Origin of the sequence: Candidatus Mycalebacterium zealandia, assembly GCA_014075295.1 — a bacterium.
GTDB lineage: Bacteria > Desulfobacterota_D > UBA1144 > Nemesobacterales > Mycalebacteriaceae > Mycalebacterium > Mycalebacterium zealandia.
The window spans coordinates 444,798-464,748 of the sequence record CP046180.1 but is presented as its reverse complement, the minus strand read 5'-3'; the positions used below and the strand labels follow the sequence as shown (position 1 = coordinate 464,748).

The window sequence follows — 19,951 nt, the reverse complement described above, 5'->3', positions numbered from 1 at the left end:
CCTAAGACGCAAACGCGACCGCGCGGGTTTCCCTTATCACCGTTACTTTGATTTTTCCGGGATAGGTAACTTCGTCCTGTATCTTCTTGGCAATGTCCCTTGAAAGCGATTCGCTCTCATCCTCACCCAGAGCGCTGTTCTCAACAATAACGCGCAGTTCCCTGCCCGCCTGTATCGCGAAACATTTGCTCACGCCCGTGAACGAATTGCCGATTTCCTCAATCTCCTCAACGCGCTTGATGTATTTCTCGAAACTCTCCTTTCTCGCTCCGGGGCGTGAAGCGGAAATTGTGTCCGCCGCCTGAACAAGAATTGAAAGAACATCGGTAACCCGCGAATCGTGACTTTGCTCAACGGCTTTTACCACTTCCGGGGCTTCCTTGTATTTACGCGCAAGTTCCGCCCCTATCTCCACATGCGAGCCCTCAACCTCATGGTCAACCGCCTTTCCGACATCGTGAAGAAGCGCGGCGCGCTTGGCGCGGTTCTGGTCGTAGCCGATTTCGGCGGCGAGCATGCCGCAGATGAAAGCCACCTCTATTGAGTGGTTAAGCATATTCTGCGCGTAGCTTCTTCTGTATTTCAGCATTCCCACATGGCGCACAAGTTCGGGGTCCATGTCGTGAATTCCAAGGTCTAAAACCGCGCCCTCGCCGGCTTTTTTAATCTCCTCGTTTATCTCCTGCTCAACGTCGGAAACAACCTCTTCTATTCTCCCCGGATGCACCCTGCCGTCATCAATAAGCCGTTTGAGCGACACCACGGCAATCTCACGCCTCAAAGAGTTCAGGCTCGTGAGAACAACCGTGTCGGGTGAGTCGTCTATGACAAAATCAACCCCCGTGCGCACTTCCAGAGCCCTGATGTTTCTGCCTTCGCGCCCGATGATTTTCCCCTTTATGTTCGGGTCGGGAAGGGTAACGGTTGAGGACGTGTTCTCAGCCGTGTATTTGCCGGCATACCTGTGAACCGCAAGCGCGATTGCCTTCGTGGCGGCCTCTTTTGCTCCCTGCTCGGCGTCCTCCTGAATTTCTCTAACCCTCAAGGAAGCCTCCTTTTTCGCCTCGGCCTCAAGTGTCTCAAGCATCTCGCGCTTTATCTCCTCGGCTGACAAGCCTGAAATCTCTTCAAGGCGTTTCGTCATGTCCGACTTAATTTGGTCAATCTCCGAGTGCCTTTCTTTGAGCGACTGCTCAAGGGAGTTCAGACTCTGTTGCCGGCGTCCCATTTCGGTTTCCCTGTCGGCGACTTCCTGCAGTTTTTTGTTGACGGACTCGCTTTTTTTGCGAACATCCTGTTCAAGAGACGAAAACTCCCTGCGTTTGTCTTTTTCCATCTTCTCAAAACTGTGCTTGTTCTTGCGCGTTACTTCGGAAGACCTTGACTTGGCGCTTTCAATAATCTTGTCCGCGTCCCTTTTCGCCCTGTCAACAATCTGTTTGGCGAGAGACGACTTTTTTGAAAGATTGTTTTTTTCCTTCGCGGAGATAATCAAATGGTGTATGGCAAACCCCGCAACGAAGAAAACAACTCCGCTCATAAGAACCGTGATATAAATAGAATCAAACATTTTTCAAACCTTCCTTCCGGGCGCGGAACACGCCGCGCTCGGTTATTACAAATCCGACCCGCGCGTCATGCGGCTCGGACGGTATTTCAAAATCAACAAACTGAAAGGAATACGCCGCCGCGCAAACCTTTTCGGTATTCAAACCGCGCGTGGTGCGATCGTAAAAACCCTTGCCGTATCCAATCCTTGAACCGGAACGGTCAAAACACAGACCCGGAACCACGATAAGGTCAATATCGGACGGCGCGGCTTCGCGCGCGGGGTCTTCTGGGGGTTCGGGAATTGAAAAACTGCCGGCGGACAGTTCGCCCGCGTCCGACACTTCAAAAAACCGCAAATCCCGTCCGCAAACTCTGGGGAAAAACACCTTCTTCCCGCTCTCACGCAGAACCGGCAGAACGGGGGAAACATCCACTTCACCACGTACCGCGCTGTAAAGCGCGACCGTTTGCGCGGACCGGAAAATGTCGCTATTGACAATCTCCGAAGATATGGCGGAACTGAGTCCGGCAAGTTCCGAAGCGGACCTTGCCACTCTCAAACGCTCAAAGCGTTCTCTTATTTCAGTCTTTGAAAGTCGCGTGTCGCTAAACTTTTCAAATATCTCATCGTCTCTCGGCTCCATAAGCCATTTTGAGCTTAATGAATTTGGCGATAAGAGAGTCGTCCACAACTTTCTCAATACCGGCAAGTTTCTGTTCACTGTTTTCCCTCAACATAAGCATTTCGTCGGCTATGTGGAGAGCTGCGTAAAAAAACTGCGGGGGCGGCACAGTGGTTGCGGATTTTTTCTTCAGAATATCTGAGAACTCTTCCGATTTGCTTTCCAGAAGAATTGCGGCTCTTTTAATCCGCTCCTCATTTTCGGGAGCGGTTTGGACAACATATACCGTGCCAAAAGCCGTGATTTTAACCTCAATCTGCTTGCTCGAACCGTCCAACAACTAACTCCTGACACTCATATGCGCTTCAACGCGCTCAACAACGCCTTCTACCCTGCGTCGTAATTCCCGTCTTTCTTTTTCAAGCCTCTCCACCGTATTTTCCAATTCCCTGACCCTGAAAATAAGACTCTCGTAGTCATCCAAAAACTCATCAGCAAGATTCACACACTTCTGAATTTTCTTTTCAAGGTCTGAAATCATAAGCCAACACGGCTATTGTAATGTTTTCTTGAAATTTGTTCAAGTTAATGGGAACCTAACTGTGCAATGCTCAGCCCGGAAGCCCTTGAAACACTTGATGAAACGGAAAAGAGGCACGAACGGAACGAAAAACGGCTTTCCGAGCCCGAAATAACGTCCGAAGACATTGTAAAACTCTCAAAAGAGATATCGGAAATTTCGGAAACGGTGGAACTTTACAGGAGATACAAGGACATCCGAACACAGATTGAGGAAAACACGCCGCTGCTTGAAAACACCGAACTCGCCGAACTCGCGCAGACGGAAATAGAACAACTTGAACGCGAAAGCGGCAAGTGCGAAGGCAGGATAATGGAGTTGCTCACCCCTAAAGACCCCAATGACGAAAAAAACATCATTCTTGAAATCCGACCGGGAACCGGCGGGGAGGAAGCGGCGCTTTTCGCGTCCGACCTGCTGGGAATGTATTCAAAATTCTGCGAAAAAAACGGCTGGACTCTCACCTTAATATCGTTAAACGAAATGGAAAGAGGGGGAATAAGGGAAGTCGTCGCAACCGTTGAAGGGAAAAATGTTTTTGAAAATCTAAAACACGAGAGCGGTGTTCACAGGGTTCAGCGCGTGCCAACCACCGAAACGGGCGGGAGAATTCACACCTCAACGGCGACTGTCGCGGTTCTCGCCGAGCCGGAAGACGTGGACGTGGAAATTGATGAAAAGGATCTCAAAATTGACACCTACAAAGCGTCCGGTCCCGGAGGGCAGCACGTGAACAAAACTGATTCCGCGGTGCGCATAACTCACACGCCGAGCGGCATAGTGGTTCAGTGCCAGAGCGAAAGATCTCAACACAAAAACCGCGCGCAAACCATGAGGATGATGAGGGCGAAACTGTATGAACTGGAAACGGAAAAACAGGAAATCAAGAGAGCGGGCGAAAGAAAGAAACAGGTCGGCGGCGGTGAAAGAAGCGAAAAAATCAGAACCTACAACTTTCCGCAGTCAAGGGTAACCGACCACAGAATTGGCTTCACGCTTTCAAACATAGACACGGTTATGAACGGAGGCATTGAAAAAATTATTTCCATGTTGAAAAACAGCGATGCCGCGGCGGGAAAAATCGGACACTGAAAATGGAAGACGCCGCTCTCAGAATTATAATCACCGCGCTTTATCTCGTCTCGTCCGCGCTTCTTATCGCGTTTATCGCGGGCGTGCGGACACGCAAAGCGGGTTTCGTCGCGGGAATCGCGGGCTTTGCCGCGCAAACCGCTCTGGTCGTCCACCTGTTTTTTTCGGGCTCGCCGCTCGCGGGAGGACTTGGAAAATCCCTGTTTCTGTTTTCATGGTTCGCGGTGATGGCATTTTTGTTCCTGTCATTTGAGTCCAAAATACGCGCTTCGGCGCTCGGAGCGTTTGTTTTCACGCTCGCTTTCATAACAACCGCCCCATCGGTTCTTCCGCCCGCCGGACTGGACGCGCCGAGCCCGCTTGTTACTCAGCCGGTTATTCAAACCCACATCGCGCTTATTTTTCTCGGACAGGCGTTTTTCTTTGTCGCGTTTGTCGCGGCGGTTCTGTATCTGTTCAGGGAAAGACGCATAAAAAAAGGCACCCTCTCCACGAATAGCAACGGCTCATTTCTGCCCATAACGGGGCTGGACAGGGTTCAGCACATAAGTCTGATTTACGGCTTTCCGCTCGCGACACTCGGTCTCGCAATGGGGTTTTTCTCGGCAAGTCAGATGAATGCGGACTGGTCATGGAGCAAAAAAGAAACTCTTTCGGTCGTAACATGGCTCATATACGCCTTTCTTATAAACGGAAGATTCGCCTACGGATGGAAGGGAAGAAAATCGTCTTTCGGCGCGATAGCGGGATTTATCGCGGTCATCGCGGTGTTTTTCGCGAGTTATTACATTATCCCCGGCTGGCATACCTTCGGCTGAAAAACAGAAAAAACAAACGGCTCAAAAAAAAAGGCGCGGGAAAATATCCGCGCCTTTTTAGTTTTTTCGGGAAAATTCCCTCTATATGTAGTGTCCGCCGTTGAGACGCAGGGTGGTTCCCGTAATCCAACTTCCGGATTCCGCACACAGATAGACAACCGAAAGAGCCACTTCCTCGGCGGAACCGAATCTGCCAAGCGGTATGTCTTTGAGAATTGTCTTTCTTATGTCTTCGGGAACGCTCATGAGCATGTCGGTTTCAATAAAACCGGGAGCCACGGCGTTCACTCTGATTTTGCTTCTGGAAAGTTCGCGCGCCATGCTTTTTGTAAAACCGGTTATTCCGGCTTTTGTTGAAGCGTAGTTTGCCTGCCCGATATTTCCCATTTCCCCGATTATTGAAGAGATGGAAACTATTGAGCCGCCGTCCTCATTCGCGGAAAGCGGGTCAAGCACGGCTTTTGTGCAGTTGAAAACACTTGACAGGTTTGTCTGAATAACCTCGTTCCACTGCTCAACCGTCATTCTTTTGAGCATTCTGTCTCTGTTCACTCCGGCGTTGTTAATCAGAATGTTAACCTTGCCGAAATGGTTGACGGCCGCCTTTCCGACCATCTGAGCCTGATCGTAATTGCCCACGTCGGCGCGCACGGTTACGCATTTTCTTCCGAGCGATTCAATTTCTTTTTTAACCGCGTCCGCAGCTTTGTCGTTTCTTGCGTAGTTAAGCAGTATGTCCGCTCCGGCTTCGGCAAGAGCAAGCGATATCGCTTTTCCTATTCCTCTTGAGCCGCCCGTAACAACGGCAACCTGACCTTTAAGGTCGTGCATTTTTTCAAGCATATTTTTTAACCCTCCTCACCTTTTTAGTTGGCGAAGACAATAATTTATTTACGGATACGGTTTTGTCAAATGGCGGACAATTGAAAAAAGATTTTCATTGATTACTATATTTTTCAAACTTTAAGTTCAGGGAGGCGATTATCATGGCTGTAGCACGCGTAACAGAGGTTATAGGTTCTTCAACAAAATCGTGGGACGACGCCGTCAAGGAAGCTCTTAAAAGGGCGAATAAAACCTTGAGAGGACTCACGGGTATTGAAGTTACAAAAATGAACGCTCATATAAAAAATGGCAAAATTGCCGAATACAGAGCGCATGTAAAAATAACCTTCATTCTTGAAGGCTGACGCCTCAAGCCGCGGAAACAAACTGTTTCTCCGGCTCCGGCGCCGATTGAAATCGGCAAATGGATTTTTTTGTAAAATCTCACGGCCTCGGAAACGACTACATAGTTCTTGAGGAAAAATCCCTTTCCTTCAAACTCACGCCCGAAGCCGCGCGGCTTTTATGCGACCGGAATCTCGGAATCGGCTCGGACGGAATTCTGCTTCTTGTTGAATCCGGAAAATCCGATTTCGGATTAAAAATTTTCAACCCGGACGGCAGCGAAGCCGAAAAAAGCGGAAACGGTTTGCGCATATTCGCCAAATTCCTCCGCGATTACAAACACACAAATTCGGACAGTTTTTCCGTGGAAACCCCGGGCGGAATTGTCAGGGCGGAAATTCAATCGGAAAACGGCCCTGTTTCATTTATCAAGGTGGAGATGGGAAAAGCCGTTTTTGACGCCGCAGAAATTCCCGTGTCGGGTGGTTTTTCGGGAGATGTTGTCGGTGAAAAAATAGAAGCGGACGGAAAACGGTTTGAATTTACCGCCGTGTCAATCGGAAATCCGCACTGCGTTATTTTCACTGAAAAACCCTCGGAAACACAAACCAGACAGTTCGGTCCCGCGCTTGAGAACCACGAATTTTTTCCGAACAGAACAAACGTGCAGTTCGCGCGTGCGGCGGCGGAAAACCTGCTGGAGATTTTTATCTGGGAGCGCGGAGCGGGATACACGCTCGCGTCCGGCTCAAGTTCATGCGCCGCGGCGGCGGCGGCGGTAAAAAACGGTCTGTGCGAAAACCGTCTCACGGTTTCAATGCCCGGCGGAACGCTTGATATTGAGGTCGGGACGGATTTTGAAATACGGATGACCGGACCCGCCGAAGAGGTGGCGTCCGGCAGTTTAAGCGCCGGCATTTTGCGCAAACTCTCCGCGCAACAGACAGAATGAACGGCACAATTTTCGTCTGCTCAGATATTGTTCCCGTTTCGTGCGAGCCGGTAAAAAACGGCGCGGTCGCGGCAAGCGGCGGGAAAATAACCGCGGTGGGCGGCGCGGAGGAAATAAAAAAAAGTTTTCCGGATTTCACAGTCCGCGATCTCGGGCGCGGCGTTGTCGCCCCCGGATTTATAAACTGCCACACGCATCTTGAACTGGGCTGGCTCAAGCCCGAAAAAAAATTCAAAAGTTTCACCTCGTGGCTTAAACACATAATTGACGGAAAATCGTCCGGGGCGAACACCGGAAAAATAGAGCGTTCCGTAACTGACGGCATTAAATCCCTGATTCAAAGCGGCGTAACAACGGTCGGTGAAATATCATCCTACGGAAATGACGCAGACATATTAAAAAACAGCCCGCTGAGGACGGTTCTTTTTCGTGAAATAATGGACAACAGACCGGACACGGATACGCAGACCGAACCCTCAGAGAGATTTGAGGAGCGGCTTTTTGCCCACGCGCCGTATTCGTGCGGTCCCGAACTTATTGAAAAAGTTTTCAAAATTTCGGCGCGCGGCAACATTCCGACCGGAATTCATCTCGCGGAAAGCCCCGAAGAAACCGCTTTTGTAAAAGGCGAAAAAAACGGGTTTGAGGAAACAATATATCCCCTTATCGGAAAACCGCCGATGAAGCGGCACAAAGCGGAGACGCCTTTTCAATACCTGCGTGCAATTGAAAGCGGCGGCGCGAAGATTACGGGGGTGCACATGGCGCACATTAAAAAAAGCGAAATAAAACAGATACAAAAAACGGGCATGGGCGTTGTTCTGTGTCCGAGGAGCAACGAGTTTCTCGGCACGGGAACGGCTCCGGTTCCGGAGTATGCGGAAATGGAAAGAATCGGCCTCGGCACGGACGGGCTTTCAAGCAATACAACGCTCAATTTTTTTGACGAAATAAAAGCACTTTATAAACTCCTGCTCCCGCTCGGAGAAAACACGGCGGCTGAAAAAGCCGTCCGCATTGCCACGCTCGGCGGAGCCGAAGCGCTTTTCATGGAAGACAAAATCGGAAGCATTGAAACCGGAAAAGACTCAGATTTAATCTTTATTGAGTGCGGAGAAACGGAAAATCCGTATTTGGAGATTGTGAAAGCAAACAAAGCGGAGGTTTTGTAATGGTATGGAATTTAATATGCGTGATGGCGGGCGGCGCGGCGGGGTCGGGACTGCGCTACATATTTTTCCGCGCCGTTCCGTCCGCGAGTTTTCCGGTCGGAACTCTCGGAGTGAACATAATCGGCTCGTTTCTCATAGGGCTTGCGTATATCCATTTTCAAAACCGCATCGCGGACGAATCCATGCGTTTGCTCTTAATGACGGGACTACTCGGCGGATTTACAACCTTTTCCGCGTTTTCGCTTGAAACTCTGAACCTCATACAAAACGGCAATTTAACCAAAGCGGGGCTAAACATTGTTTTGTCCGTTTCCCTCTGCCTGATTGCGTGTTTTGCAGGAATGTGGACGGGAAACCGGGTTTAATGCGGTTTTCTATTCACGCCTTTTTGCTGTTTTAGCGTGAACGAACCCTGTTTTCCACCCTCTATTCACGCTTTTTTGACATTTTGGCGTGAATTTGTATACTTGTAACGGATGCCAGTTTCTCAATCTGTCAGAAAAAGAATTCAGTCTTTACGTGAAGAATACGCCTTTCTGAAAGCCGGCAAGGAATCACTTTTAACCCTGATTGACGATGCGGAAACTCCGGAGAACATCTACAACTCAAACGCGATAGAAAATTCCACTCTGACGCTCAAAGAAACGGAGAAAATTCTGCTGAAAATGGAAATTTCCCGCAATGTGTCCGTACGGGAAATATTTGAGGCAAAAAATCTGGCACGGGTAATTGCATACAAACGCGAAAAAGCGGCAACCACTCCGCTGACCGGGGAATTGATTCTTTTTCTCCATAATATGCTCATGAGCGGAATTGACGACTCCATAGCGGGGCGGTTCCGGCAAAAAGGCGAATTTGTAAAAGTCGGATTTCACATAGCGCCGGGACCGGAGCACGTTGAGCAAATGATAAATGAAATCCTGATTTTCCACTCAAACGATATGGAAGGTTATTTTCTGGACAAAATAGCAAAATTCCATTTGGATTTTGAAACCATTCATCCATTTTGCGACGGCAACGGACGTATCGGGCGGGTTATTATAAACTTCCAACTGCTGGCTCTGGGTTTTCCGCGCGTAATAATACGCAATAATGAAAAACAGATTTATTACCGGGCGTTTGACGAATACAGGGAAAAAGAAAAAACAAAAGGCATGGAGAAAGTTATGTCGCTTGCCCTGCTTGAATCCCTGCATAAAAGAACAACCTACCTGAGAGGTGAAAAAATCATCCGCCTGTCGGACTACATAAAAGCGCATAAACTTTCTGCGTCCTCATTCACAAACGCCGCCCGCAGACAGACTATTCCGGCTTTCCGCGAAAAGGGGGTTTGGAAAATTGGGGAGGAACAATAATGAACAGAATTATTAAAGGTGTGTTTTCATGAATGATGAGAGATATAAACTACCAAAAAAGGTTGAGGGACTGCTCGGCGGATTTAATCTTTATTGATTGCGGAGAAACGGAAAACCCGTATTTGGAGATTGTGAAAGCAAACAAAGCGGAGGTTTTGATTTAGAATTAGAGGAATGGATAAAAATAAGATTATGAAAAAGAAATTTAATTATTCAGATAATAATGGAAAGGTGATTGTCGGTAACGGCGATTACAAATTTACAACAGAGTGGAGCAGAGCATCTAACAAATCAATACATTTTTATGATCACCCGGGAGATATAAAAGGTATTGCATTAGCAGAAAATCTTAATGATGGCGATTTCAAACAAAATGTTTCCAAGTTGAATTTGGCAGAGTTAAATTATTCATCCGGATCTAGGACTTTAGGCCTAAAAGATGTTGCTGTATTTCAAAATACAAAAGGCGAATTCTTATTTGTAAAACCTATAAGAATAAAAGATAAACAAAGGGGAGATGACGAGGATTCTTTTGAATTTGAATATGACATGAAAGGTGTGTCAACAAGTCAAATGATTTGGATGGAAATTCAAGTTTGGTTTCGTAAAAATTGGAAGAGGGTACTGTACAATCAACTTTTGGGTTTTTGTTTAGGAGATTTAATTGATGCGATTAAAAATAGACCTCAAAAATAAGACTGCTCTCTCAAGTATCTGTGCAACCCATTACTTCTTACTGTTTCGTTCTTGCTCTTTTTTACAATACTCTGCCATTGCTTCTTGATTCTTGCGCAGAGTCCTTTTAATCCACCTATCCGCAAATTCTCTCCTTAATGTGTAGAAGTAGAAAACCGAGAAAACGATAAGCGGAAGGAAAGATAGTAACCAAAGCAACGAAACTTCCTTGTTATTCCAAACTCCGACAATCTGAATTATAAGACCCAATAACAAAATGACTGTGCCAAGAATTCCATCAAGGTATGAGGGAATGTTTTCATATTGAGAAATGCTCGCAGTAGATCCCGTCGATTGTGTTTTACGCCTCTTTCTCGTTAGGGTTTTCCAATCAAACTCATAAAAGAAAGACCAACCAATAAAGAACACTCCAAAAATATCTAAAAGCAAACCGATTGCGTTAAGAGGTATCATGTTGAAAAACTAGAAACTGCCCTCAAAACCAAAGAGATTAAAGTCTAGCCCCTACTTGTCGGACTTTGCCAAATTACAATCACGACAAAGCATCTGGCAATTTTTTTGTTCCGTCTTGCCCCCTTTGCTCCAAGGGTCGATATGGTCGGCGTGCATATTGCTGATATCAAACGCCTCTCCGCATTCTCCGCATTTGCCCTTTTGCCTTTCGTAAGCGATGCGTTTTTGCTTATCGTCAAAGCTACGCAGATTAAGGTGTTTTTCTTTTCCTGTTAGCAAATACTCATAAATGCCTTTCTTTCTCTGTATCTCTTCGTCTTCCATGAGGTTGGCAATTTCTTTTTCTAGTTCTTCGGAATTGAGTTTTTTGTCTTTATGCTCATTATAGAGCAATCCCCACCCTAGCCCTTTCATTTCCCTGCGGTATTTCGTGAATGTACCTTCCGTCCAATCAATGACCTGTTCAAAATATTCCCATAGTGGTTCGGCACTTTCATTGTGTTGGCATTTCGCCATATATTCTTCTATGGATTCTTCATCTTTCATCCATTTGATGACAGTTTCTAAATACTCTTGCCGATTTGCTTCGCCACTTAAATACTTACTGCCTTTGCCATGGGCGGGACCACTCACCTTGCTAAAATAGCGTTTGGCATCAGAAACCCAAGAGCCAGCATAAACCGCATTTCTGAGTTCTTGATCCGTCAGTTTTATACCGGCGATATTGATGGTTTTGAACCACGCAAGCCTTTCACTATCCGTGCCAGTACACTGATAAACCATCAGTTCATAATCTAAGATTTTTTCTTTTTCGTCATCTTGTAGATTATGGAAGAATCTTCCCTTATAAGAAAAATCACCCTCAACATACTGACAAATTGAAATTGTGCGTTGTTGTCCGTCAATAATCTCAAAATTGTCATTATCTCTGACCGACCAATACATTACATTGAGCGGAAAACCTTGAGTCAGTGTATCAATCACCGCCTCTCTTTGTTCATCCTTATAAACAAATTCCCTTTGATAAGGGGGACGGATATCTAACTTGCCACCATAACCACGAACACCGCCTTCTCCATCGTCTTCGTAGCCTGCCACCAAATCGCGGACTGTTATTTCTTTGAGTTCTATATCCATAATTAAGCCTTTGGTTTTTTGTTTTTGATAACAATACGAGCATAAATCTCTTTGTTTCCAATCATAAAACGGCTGACTCTTCCTGTTCTTTCTTTCACCAGAACTCTATCAATTCCCAATATTTCAAACTGGTTGGGGTTGTGTTTATCCAAAAATGTGATGGGTACCCCCATTGCTCCGTCATAATCTTTCGGAATCTCTTGGACTTTATCCACATTGATAGCGTCATAGTTGTCGTAGTGTGGATACTCTTCGGGGTTATAAGTTTTGTAAAGGATTAACTCTTCGTGACGTTTTTCATGGTCGAAATTGGTAAACCAATTTATGCTCCCTTTGCTAAAATACTTAATGCCATTCTCTATTTTTTTGCGTGACTCCGTTTTAATATCGTAATCATCAGGTACTTGAAACCATTTTGTACCCCCATTATCACACCCTAACCACAATTTATTTTGGTTGATAAGTGGGAAAATTTCCTTGTAAGTGATAGCGTTTTGGTCACCGACAATCAAAAATTTCTTGTCGTATTCAATCAATTGGGCAATGTATTTCCTAAAGAGAGAAAAGGGCGGATTAGTAACGACAATATCGGCTTGCTTTAGGAGGTCAATACACTCTTCACTGCGAAAATCCCCATCACCCTTTAGGTGCTTAACTTCAATTTCTTCAGTATCGGGGATTTTGTTGTTGTTCTTATCCCCTTCATACTCCAAATAAATCGCTCGGTCAGAGTCATGACGGCTAAACAAATCCATATCCTGATTTTTGTAGCAGGTTGCTATCAGTTTTTTCAACCCTAATTTTTCAAAGTTGTAAGAAAAATAATGAAAAAAATTGCTCACTCTTGGGTCATCGCAATTGCAATAAACCACCTTGCCCTTCAAGTGCTTCTTATAATGTTTCAGCTCTCTTTCAATATCCTCAATCTGGGTATAAAACTCATCTTTTTTATTCCTTTTGGCTTGATGCAAATTGTGATTTAATGTCTTCACCCCACCCTAACCCTCACAAACTCCTTCTTCCCTATCTTCACTTCAAAATCGTTGCCTTTCGGCAGTTTTGCGGCAATGTCCGTGTATTTCTCGCCGTTTATTGTAAGTCCGCCCTGTGCAATAAGCCGTTTCGCTTCCGCTCTGCTTTTAAGCGATGTGGAAACCTCGGACACAAAATTAAGAACGGTTTTTACTTTCGCCTTTTGGACGGTTTTTTTCTTCGCATCAGAGGGGAATTCCCTTTTTGAAAACTTTCCGGAAAACGCATTTTGCGCTTTTTCCGCTTTTTTCTCATTGTTCAGCCACGCAGTTATTTCAAACGCGAGCGCCCTTTTCGCGTCCATCGGATGAGATTTTTTGAGTTTTTTAATCTCCGCCGGGGTTTTCGCACTCAAAAGTTCGTAATATCTCCACATCAATTTATCGGAAACCGACATAACCTTGGCAAAAACATCTTCGGGCGTGTCTTTTACGGCTATGTAGTTGCCGAGCGATTTTGACATTTTGTTCACGCCGTCAAGCCCTTCAAGAATTGGAAGAAACAAAGTCGCCTGTTGGGGCTGTCCCGAACGTTTCTGAACCTCTCTGCCGAGCAGAAGGTTGAAAGTCTGGTCGGTTCCGCCTATCTCCACATCGGCTTTCAAGGCGACCGAATCGTATGCCTGAATAAGCGGATAGAGAAACTCTTTCACTGAAATCGGCGCGCCGCTCTTGTAACGGGTTTTAAAATCGTCCCTTTCAAGCAGATTGGCGACATTTGCCATACCCGCGAGGCGCAAAAGTTCCGCAGAGTTCATTTTTGCGTGCCATTGGGAATTAAAACGCACTTCGGTGCGCTTTTTATCCAGAATTGGAAAAACCTGTCCTTCGTATGTTTTCGCGTTTTTCTTTATATCCGCGGGCGACAGCAGAGGACGCTCATCGGTTCTGCCGCTGGGATCGCCTATTTGCGCCGTAAAATCGCCGATGAGAAAAACAACCGTGTGCCCCAAATCCTGAAAATCGCGCAGTTTGCGCAAAAGAACGCAGTGCCCCAGATGCAGGTCGGGCGCGGTCGGGTCAAAACCGGCTTTAACGCGAAGCGGTTTTCCCTTCTTCAGTTTTTCAAGAAGTTCCGAATCCGAAACAAGCCCGTCCGCCCCCTTTTTGATAATCTCCAGTTGCTGTTTCGGGTCTTTCATCAGGGAAGTTCCGTTTCACCCATAAGAAAACGGTCACACTCTCTGGCGGCTTCGCGCCCTTCGTTTATCGCCCAAACCACAAGACTCTGCCCCCTTCTCGCGTCTCCGGCGGCAAAAACCTTTTCAACATTTGTGCGGTAATCGCCGTATTCGGCTTTTATGTTTGAACGCTCATCGCCGGCAAGACCCATCTTATCAATAATTCCCTGTTCGGGACCCAGAAATCCCAGAGCCAGCAGAACAATCTGCGCGGGCCAGAACTGCTCCGTGCCAGGCTGTTCCTCAATGGACATCCGCCCGTCTTTGTTTTTCCACTCAATCCGCACGGTGCTTAGCCCCTTAACTTTTCCGTTATCGTCAGTCTCAATGCTTTTTGTAAGAACCTGATATTTGCGCGGGTCGTCCCCGAAAACCGCCATCGCCTCCTCCTGACCGTAGTCAATGTTGTAAACGCGGGGCCACTGGGGCCACGGATTGCCCGCCTCTCTGCCTTCGGGCGGACGGGGAAGAATTTCAAACTGTAAAAGACTTTTGCATCCGTGCCTCATTGCGGTCGCCACGCAGTCCGTTCCCGTGTCTCCGCCGCCGAGAACAATTACATCGGCATTTTTCGCCGATATCGCGCCCGTTTTTTTGAAGTTTGAATCAAGCAGTTTTTTCGTATTCTCCCGCAAGTATTCCATCGCGAAATAAACCCCTTCGGAATCCCTGCCGGGAACTTCAAGGTCTCGCGCGCGGGTCGCTCCGCAACACAGAACAACCGCGTCATTTGATTTCAAAAGTTTATCGGGAGCGATGTCCTTTCCAATCTCGGTGTTAACGAGAAACTCAACGCCCTCGCGTCTCAAAATCTCAACCCTTCTCTCAACAACCGCTTTGTCAAGATGCGGATTAGGAATGCCATACATCAAAAGTCCGCCAACCCGGTCGTCCCTCTCATAGACGACAACCGTGTGACCGGCTTTGTTCAGTTGCGCCGCGCACGCGAGCCCCGCGGGACCCGAACCCACAACGGCGACTTTTTTGCCGGTTCTGGAAGCGGGAGGAACGGGAACTATCCAGCCCTCTTCAAACCCCCTGTCCACAATGGCGCACTCTATGGATTTTATCGTTACGGGCGGCTCGTTTATGCCCAGAACGCATGAGCCCTCGCACGGCGCGGGGCAAACCCTTCCGGTGAATTCGGGAAAGTTGTTGGTTTTGTGCAGACGGTCAAGCGCTTCGCGCCAGCGCCCTCTGTAAATCAGGTCGTTCCATTCGGGAATAAGGTTGTGAATCGGACATCCGGTTGCCATTCCGGCAAGCATGTCGCCCGTTTGGCAGAACGGAACTCCGCAGTCCATGCATCTTGAGCCCTGAACGCCGAGATCTTTTTCGGAGAGATGCCCGTGGAACTCTCCCCAGTCCGCAATTCTTTTTGACGGGTCGCGGTCTTTGCCGAGCCGCCTGTCGTAGCGCATAAATCCGGTCGGGTTGCCCATATAATCTCCCTAATTACCGCCCACGCGTGCAGAGTCTTTAATGTTTTCCTCAAACGCCATCATGAGCGCCTCGTCTCCGCTGAGCCCGCGCTCCTCAATCCTGCTTATGGACTCAAGCATACGCTTGTAATCATTGGGCATAACCTTGACGAATTTCGCGCGTCCGCTCTCCCAGTCGTTCAAAATCCTTTCCGCGACCGCACTGGAAGTGTATTGAAAATGGCGCATAATCATTGTTTTGAGCTCCCGCTCGTCATCGGAATCAAGCCCCTCAACGCTGACCGCCTGAGTGTTGCAGTTTTTCTTTTCAAAGTCGCCCCGTTCATCAAACACATAGGCAACCCCGCCCGACATGCCCGCCGCAAAGTTTCTTCCCGTGCGCCCCAGAACCACCACGCGCCCTCCGGTCATGTATTCGCAACCGTGGTCTCCCACGCCCTCAACAACCGCATTCACGCCGCTGTTTCTAACGCAGAACCTCTCTCCGGCAATTCCGCGAATATAAGCCTCGCCCGCGGTCGCGCCATAGAAGGCGACATTGCCGACTATAATGTTGTCTTCGGCGACAAAGGGTGATTCCCCCGGCGGAAACACCGCGATTTTTCCGCCTGAAAGCCCTTTGCCTATGTAGTCGTTTGAATCGCCTTCAAGCAGCATCGTCATTCCGCGCGGAACAAAAGCCGCGAAACTCTGCCCAGCCGAGCCGCGAAAACGCAAAGTAACGGTGTCGTCTTCAAGCGTCATGGAACCGTAGGCGGCGGAAATTTTGTTGCCGACAATCGTGCCGACCGTGCGGTCTGTGTTTTTGATTTCAAGGTCCGCTTCAACTTTTTCGCGGTTTTCTATTGCCGGAGAGCAAATGGAGAGCAGTTTTGTCATGTCCAGAGAGTCCGCTATGCCGTGGTCCTGCTCAATGCTGCGATAGGTTCCGTAGTGGTCGGGAACATCGGGCGAATACAGAACGGCGTCAAGATTCACGCCGCCCGCCTTCCAGTGGCCTTTTAGTTTGACGCTCCGGAGTTTGTCCGTTCTGCCTATCATTTCATTGACGGTGCGGAAACCGAGTTTCGCCATAATCTCCCGCGCCTGCCGCGCGACAAAACGCATAAAATTGACCGCGTGTGCGGGGTCGCCGGTGAACTTTTCGCGCAAGGCCGGGTTTTGAGTCGCCACGCCGACCGGACAAGTGTCCAGATGGCAGACTCTCATCATCACACAGCCGAGCGCGATTAGCGGCGCGGTTGAAAATCCGTATTCCTCAGCGCCCAAAAGCGCGGCTATGACAATGTCTCTGCCGGTTTTCATCTGCCCGTCCGTTTCAAGAACGACCCTGCTTCTGAGATTGTTCAGCAGAAGAGTCTGGTGGGTTTCACTTATGCCGAGTTCCCACGGCAAACCGGCGTACTGAATGCTGTTCTGCGGAGACGCGCCGGTTCCGCCGTCGTTTCCGCTTATGAGAATTACGTCCGCGTGCCCTTTCGCCACGCCCGCAGCGATTGTGCCAACCCCGGCTTCGGAAACCAGTTTGACGTTGATACGTGCGGCGGGATTTGAGTTTTTGAGGTCGTATATCAATTCGGCAAGATCCTCAATTGAATAGATGTCATGGTGCGGCGGCGGCGAGATAAGCCCCACTCCGGGGGTGGAAAGGCGCACTTTCGCTATCCAAGGATAAACTTTTTTGCCCGGAAGCTGTCCGCCCTCTCCGGGTTTCGCTCCCTGCGCCATTTTTATTTGAATCTCATCGGAGTTGGCAAGATACTCCCCCGTTACCCCGAACCTGCCGGATGCAACCTGCTTAATCGCGCTTCTTCTTAAATCGCCGTTTTTATCGGGAATCCATCTGCGCTTGTCCTCGCCGCCTTCGCCCGTGTTGCTTTTTCCGCCTATTCTGTTCATCGCCACGGCGAGGCTTTCGTGCGCTTCAGCACTTATTGAGCCGTATGACATCGCGCCCGTTTTGAACCTTTTGAGAATTTCCTCCTCCGGTTCAACCTCGTCAAGCGGAACGGGTTTTTTCGCGAATTTGAAGTCAATCATTCCCCTGAGCGTGAACATACTGCGCTCTTCCTCCGCGATCATTTCTGAAAAACGCTCAAAACGCTCAAAACTGCCCGTGCGGCAAGCGCTCTGGAGCGCGTGAACGGTCTGCGGGGAATACATGTGCGCCTCGCCGTCACTACGCCACTGATAAACGCCGCCCTCGTCAAGAGGCGCGTCTCGTTCGCTTCTTTGAGGAAACGCGTCCCGGTAACGCCGCACCGCCTCTTCGGCGACAACGTCAATGCCTATTCCGCCAATGCGCGACTGCGTGCGCGTGAAATACTTTTCCACAAACGGCCCGGAAAGCCCCAGCGCTTCAAATATCTGCGCGCCGTGATAGCTCTGAATAGTGGATATGCCCATCTTGGACATGATTTTGATAACGCCCTTTGTGAGCCCGGTGATGTAGTTCGCGAACGCGGTTTCGGCATCGGTTTCAATCCTGCCCTCGCGTATGATCGTCTCTATGGTCTCAAAAGCCAGATACGGATTTACCGCGCTCGCGCCGTAGCCGATGAGAAGCGCAAAATGGTGAATCTCGCGCGGCTCGCCCGATTCAAGCGTGATGCTCGCCTTCATCCGGTTGCCGTTGCGTATGAGATGGTGATGAAGCCCTCCAACCGCGAGAAGCGCCGGTATGGGGCACTTGCCCGCGCCCGCGCCGCGGTCTGAAATAACGAGTATGTTCGCGCCTTTCTTTATGGCTTCATCAGCTTTCGCAAACATTTTTTCAAGCGCGGATTCAAGCCCTTTGCCGCCGCTTGCGGGGTCAAAAAGACTTTCAAGAACGACCGACTTGAACCCTCCGGTTTTAATCTTTTTAATCTTCGCCATGTCGCCGTTTGAAATAACGGGAGTGTCAAGCTGGATCACTTTGCAGCTGTCCGGCGCGGGAGAAAATATGTTTCCCATCGCGCCGAGGTTGATGTTTGAGGCGGTTACTATCTCCTCTCTGATTGAATCTATTGGCGGGTTGGTTACCTGCGCGAACATCTGATTGAAGTAGTTGTAGAGAAGTTTGGGCTTGCGCGAAAGAACCGCAAGCGGAACGTCGCGCCCCATCGCGCCGACCGTTTCAACGCCGCTTACCGCCATCGGCTCAAGTAAAATCCGTATCTCCTCAAACGTGTATCCGAACATCTTCTGCTGAACCGTAATTTCCTCGCCGGAAAAACCGCCGTGCGGGGGAACATCTTTGAAGTCGGACAGGTTCTTCATGTGTTTCTCAGTCCAGTCCGGATACGGGGCGGCGTTTGAGAGGGCGGACTTAATCTCCTCATCGCCAACAATTCCGGCCTGCCGTGTGTCCACAAGCAGCATCCTTCCGGGTTCAAGACGCCCTTTGTAAACAACCTTTTCAGGCGCAACCGGCAGAACTCCAACCTCGGACGAAAGAACAACCGTGTCATCGCTTGTAACGTAGTATCTGCTGGGGCGCAAGCCGTTTCTGTCCAGCACCGCGCCAACCTTTTCACCATCGGTGAAACAGATGGACGCGGGACCATCCCACGGCTCCATCAGACAGCCGTGATAGCGGTAAAACGCCTTTTTCGCCACATCCATGTCTTTGTGTTTGAGCCACGGCTCGGGCACCATCATCATAACGGCGCGCTCTATCGGGAACCCCGAAAGCACAAGAAGTTCAAGGCAGTTGTCAAAAGCTGCGCTGTCGCTCTGGTCGGCCTCAATGAAAGGAAAAATCTCGTCGGGCTGTTCGCTGAAAGCGCCGCCCGAACCGCCGAGCATGGGCTGGCGGGAGAGCATCCAGTTGGTGTTTCCGCGCAGAGTGTTAATCTCGCCGTTGTGGATTACGTATCTATACGGGTGCGCCCTGTCCCAACTTGGCGTTGTGTTTGTGCTGAAACGCGAATGAACAAGCGCGATGGCGCTTTCAACCCGCTCATCATTCAGGTCCGGATAGTATGAGGATATCTGCCCGGTGGTCAGCATTCCCTTGTAAACAATGGTTTTTGACGAAATGCTTGAGATGTAAAACCCGTCCGCGGAAATAAGGTTTTCCGCCTTTTTTCTTATGATAAAAAGCTCTCTTTCAAAATCCGCGCCCTTTTCCGCGGAGCCGCGCCCTATGAACACCTGACACACAAACGGCTCACAACCCCGTGAAGTATTGCCGAGCGAAGAGTTGTCCGTCGGCACGGCGCGCGAACAGAGAAACTTCCGCCCACGGTCTTTGACAATTTTTTCAAACTTTTTGAGAACCTTCGTGCGCTGTTTTTCATCTTTGGGCGCAAACATCATGCAGATTCCGTAATCGCCCGGAGCCGGAAGTTCAATGCCCTGCTCAGCGCACACCCCGCTGAAAAACGCGTGCGGAATCTGAAACAGAATTCCCGCGCCGTCTCCCGTTTCGGGCTCGCATCCGCACGCTCCCCGATGTTCAAGATTGCGCAAAACCGTGAGCGCGTCCGCCACTATTGAATGCGACTTTGCGCCTTTTATGTTTACAACAAATCCCACTCCGCAAGCGTCGTGCTCAAGAGTGGGGTCATAAAGACCTTGTTTTTCAAGAGAAAAACCCATCAGACACCCTTTTTTTGAGGGGAAACCCAACGCGGCTCCGCCACTAACCGGATAAAGGCCGCGACGGTAACCCCGACCTGAAGGGTAACAGAAAAAACGCCCTTTTCAAAGGCG

18 protein-coding genes are annotated in these 19,951 nt (G+C 48.9%); 8 read left to right on the top strand and 10 right to left on the bottom strand.

Annotated features, from left to right (window positions below):
* Position 1 precedes the first annotated feature (1 nt).
* Genes rny through GKS04_02250 form a run of 4 tightly spaced genes read right to left on the bottom strand, consistent with a single transcriptional unit; the run spans position 2 to position 2,715 of the window.
* Positions 2-1,570, bottom strand: coding sequence for a ribonuclease Y (gene rny, locus GKS04_02265; protein QMU56006.1), 1,569 nt, complete (start codon positions 1,568-1,570; stop codon positions 2-4).
* Complete coding sequence (locus tag GKS04_02260) at positions 1,563-2,195, bottom strand: 5-formyltetrahydrofolate cyclo-ligase (protein ID QMU56005.1); 633 nt, start codon at positions 2,193-2,195, stop codon at positions 1,563-1,565. Before GKS04_02260 ends, rny begins: the two co-directional genes overlap by 8 nt.
* The gene (gene zapA, locus GKS04_02255) at positions 2,176-2,514 is read right to left on the bottom strand and encodes a cell division protein ZapA (protein QMU56004.1); all 339 of its coding nucleotides are present in this window, start codon (positions 2,512-2,514) and stop codon (positions 2,176-2,178) included. The genes GKS04_02260 and zapA overlap by 20 nt, the downstream gene beginning before the upstream one ends.
* On the bottom strand, positions 2,515-2,715 hold the full coding sequence (locus GKS04_02250; GenBank protein QMU56003.1) for a hypothetical protein: 201 nt from the start codon (positions 2,713-2,715) through the stop codon (positions 2,515-2,517).
* A 66-nt stretch (positions 2,716-2,781) separates the two neighbouring features.
* Here GKS04_02250 and prfA point away from each other — a divergent pair, with 66 nt between their 5' ends.
* Positions 2,782-3,846, top strand: coding sequence for a peptide chain release factor 1 (prfA, locus tag GKS04_02245; GenBank protein QMU56002.1), 1,065 nt, complete (start codon positions 2,782-2,784; stop codon positions 3,844-3,846).
* 2 nt (positions 3,847-3,848) lie between these two features.
* A complete protein-coding gene (locus GKS04_02240) occupies positions 3,849-4,664 on the top strand; it encodes a hypothetical protein (protein ID QMU56001.1) in 816 nt (271 codons plus the stop codon).
* Positions 4,665-4,745: 81 nt separating this feature from the next.
* Here GKS04_02240 and GKS04_02235 read toward each other — a convergent pair whose 3' ends face one another.
* Entirely contained in the window at positions 4,746-5,495 is a 750-nt protein-coding gene (locus GKS04_02235) for a glucose 1-dehydrogenase (GenBank protein QMU56676.1), read from the bottom strand.
* A gap of 155 nt (positions 5,496-5,650) precedes the next feature.
* On the opposite strand from GKS04_02235, the gene GKS04_02230 reads away from it, so the two are divergent.
* From GKS04_02230 to GKS04_02205, 6 genes are all read left to right on the top strand, one after another.
* Positions 5,651-5,854: a dodecin domain-containing protein gene (locus GKS04_02230; GenBank protein ID QMU56000.1), complete on the top strand. Its 204-nt coding sequence runs from the start codon at positions 5,651-5,653 to the stop codon at positions 5,852-5,854.
* Positions 5,855-5,913: 59 nt separating this feature from the next.
* Positions 5,914-6,786 (top strand): diaminopimelate epimerase, encoded by an 873-nt coding sequence (locus tag GKS04_02225; GenBank protein QMU55999.1) that lies wholly within the window; start codon positions 5,914-5,916, stop codon positions 6,784-6,786.
* The gene (locus GKS04_02220) at positions 6,783-7,958 is read left to right on the top strand and encodes an amidohydrolase family protein (GenBank protein ID QMU55998.1); all 1,176 of its coding nucleotides are present in this window, start codon (positions 6,783-6,785) and stop codon (positions 7,956-7,958) included. The genes GKS04_02225 and GKS04_02220 overlap by 4 nt, the downstream gene beginning before the upstream one ends.
* Positions 7,958-8,323, top strand: a complete 366-nt coding sequence (gene crcB / locus GKS04_02215) for a fluoride efflux transporter CrcB (GenBank protein QMU55997.1) — start codon at positions 7,958-7,960, stop codon at positions 8,321-8,323. Before GKS04_02220 ends, crcB begins: the two co-directional genes overlap by 1 nt.
* Positions 8,324-8,434: 111 nt before the next feature.
* Positions 8,435-9,313 (top strand): Fic family protein, encoded by an 879-nt coding sequence (locus GKS04_02210; protein ID QMU55996.1) that lies wholly within the window; start codon positions 8,435-8,437, stop codon positions 9,311-9,313.
* A gap of 174 nt (positions 9,314-9,487) precedes the next feature.
* Positions 9,488-10,009 (top strand): hypothetical protein, encoded by a 522-nt coding sequence (locus GKS04_02205; GenBank protein ID QMU55995.1) that lies wholly within the window; start codon positions 9,488-9,490, stop codon positions 10,007-10,009.
* A gap of 504 nt (positions 10,010-10,513) precedes the next feature.
* Here the strand turns inward: GKS04_02205 and GKS04_02200 are convergent.
* Genes GKS04_02200 through gltB form a run of 5 tightly spaced genes read right to left on the bottom strand, consistent with a single transcriptional unit; the run spans position 10,514 to position 19,837 of the window.
* Positions 10,514-11,599 (bottom strand): DUF262 domain-containing protein, encoded by a 1,086-nt coding sequence (locus tag GKS04_02200; protein QMU55994.1) that lies wholly within the window; start codon positions 11,597-11,599, stop codon positions 10,514-10,516.
* A gap of 2 nt (positions 11,600-11,601) precedes the next feature.
* Complete coding sequence (locus tag GKS04_02195; GenBank protein ID QMU55993.1) at positions 11,602-12,591, bottom strand: modification methylase; 990 nt, start codon at positions 12,589-12,591, stop codon at positions 11,602-11,604.
* Positions 12,588-13,772: a tyrosine--tRNA ligase gene (locus tag GKS04_02190; protein QMU55992.1), complete on the bottom strand. Its 1,185-nt coding sequence runs from the start codon at positions 13,770-13,772 to the stop codon at positions 12,588-12,590. Before GKS04_02190 ends, GKS04_02195 begins: the two co-directional genes overlap by 4 nt.
* Complete coding sequence (gene gltD, locus GKS04_02185; protein ID QMU55991.1) at positions 13,772-15,253, bottom strand: glutamate synthase small subunit; 1,482 nt, start codon at positions 15,251-15,253, stop codon at positions 13,772-13,774. Before gltD ends, GKS04_02190 begins: the two co-directional genes overlap by 1 nt.
* 9 nt (positions 15,254-15,262) lie before the next feature.
* The gene (gene gltB, locus GKS04_02180; protein ID QMU55990.1) at positions 15,263-19,837 is read right to left on the bottom strand and encodes a glutamate synthase large subunit; all 4,575 of its coding nucleotides are present in this window, start codon (positions 19,835-19,837) and stop codon (positions 15,263-15,265) included.
* Positions 19,838-19,951 lie beyond the last annotated feature (114 nt).

Bases quoted from the DNA above. Each gene is read 5' to 3' on its own strand.
- rny (QMU56006.1), bottom strand. From the start codon at position 1,570: ATGTTTGATTCTATTTATATCACGGTTCTTATGAGCGGAGTTGTTTTC.
- GKS04_02260 (QMU56005.1), bottom strand. From the start codon at position 2,195: ATGGAGCCGAGAGACGATGAGATATTTGAAAAGTTTAGCGACACGCGA.
- GKS04_02250 (QMU56003.1), bottom strand. From the start codon at position 2,715: ATGATTTCAGACCTTGAAAAGAAAATTCAGAAGTGTGTGAATCTTGCT.
- prfA (QMU56002.1), top strand. From the start codon at position 2,782: ATGCTCAGCCCGGAAGCCCTTGAAACACTTGATGAAACGGAAAAGAGG.
- GKS04_02240 (QMU56001.1), top strand. From the start codon at position 3,849: ATGGAAGACGCCGCTCTCAGAATTATAATCACCGCGCTTTATCTCGTC.
- GKS04_02235 (QMU56676.1), bottom strand. From the start codon at position 5,495: ATGCACGACCTTAAAGGTCAGGTTGCCGTTGTTACGGGCGGCTCAAGA.
- GKS04_02230 (QMU56000.1), top strand. From the start codon at position 5,651: ATGGCTGTAGCACGCGTAACAGAGGTTATAGGTTCTTCAACAAAATCG.
- GKS04_02225 (QMU55999.1), top strand. From the start codon at position 5,914: ATGGATTTTTTTGTAAAATCTCACGGCCTCGGAAACGACTACATAGTT.
- GKS04_02220 (QMU55998.1), top strand. From the start codon at position 6,783: ATGAACGGCACAATTTTCGTCTGCTCAGATATTGTTCCCGTTTCGTGC.
- crcB (QMU55997.1), top strand. From the start codon at position 7,958: ATGGTATGGAATTTAATATGCGTGATGGCGGGCGGCGCGGCGGGGTCG.
- GKS04_02210 (QMU55996.1), top strand. From the start codon at position 8,435: ATGCCAGTTTCTCAATCTGTCAGAAAAAGAATTCAGTCTTTACGTGAA.
- GKS04_02205 (QMU55995.1), top strand. From the start codon at position 9,488: ATGGATAAAAATAAGATTATGAAAAAGAAATTTAATTATTCAGATAAT.
- GKS04_02200 (QMU55994.1), bottom strand. From the start codon at position 11,599: ATGGATATAGAACTCAAAGAAATAACAGTCCGCGATTTGGTGGCAGGC.
- GKS04_02190 (QMU55992.1), bottom strand. From the start codon at position 13,772: ATGAAAGACCCGAAACAGCAACTGGAGATTATCAAAAAGGGGGCGGAC.
- gltD (QMU55991.1), bottom strand. From the start codon at position 15,253: ATGGGCAACCCGACCGGATTTATGCGCTACGACAGGCGGCTCGGCAAA.
- gltB (QMU55990.1), bottom strand. From the start codon at position 19,837: ATGGGTTTTTCTCTTGAAAAACAAGGTCTTTATGACCCCACTCTTGAG.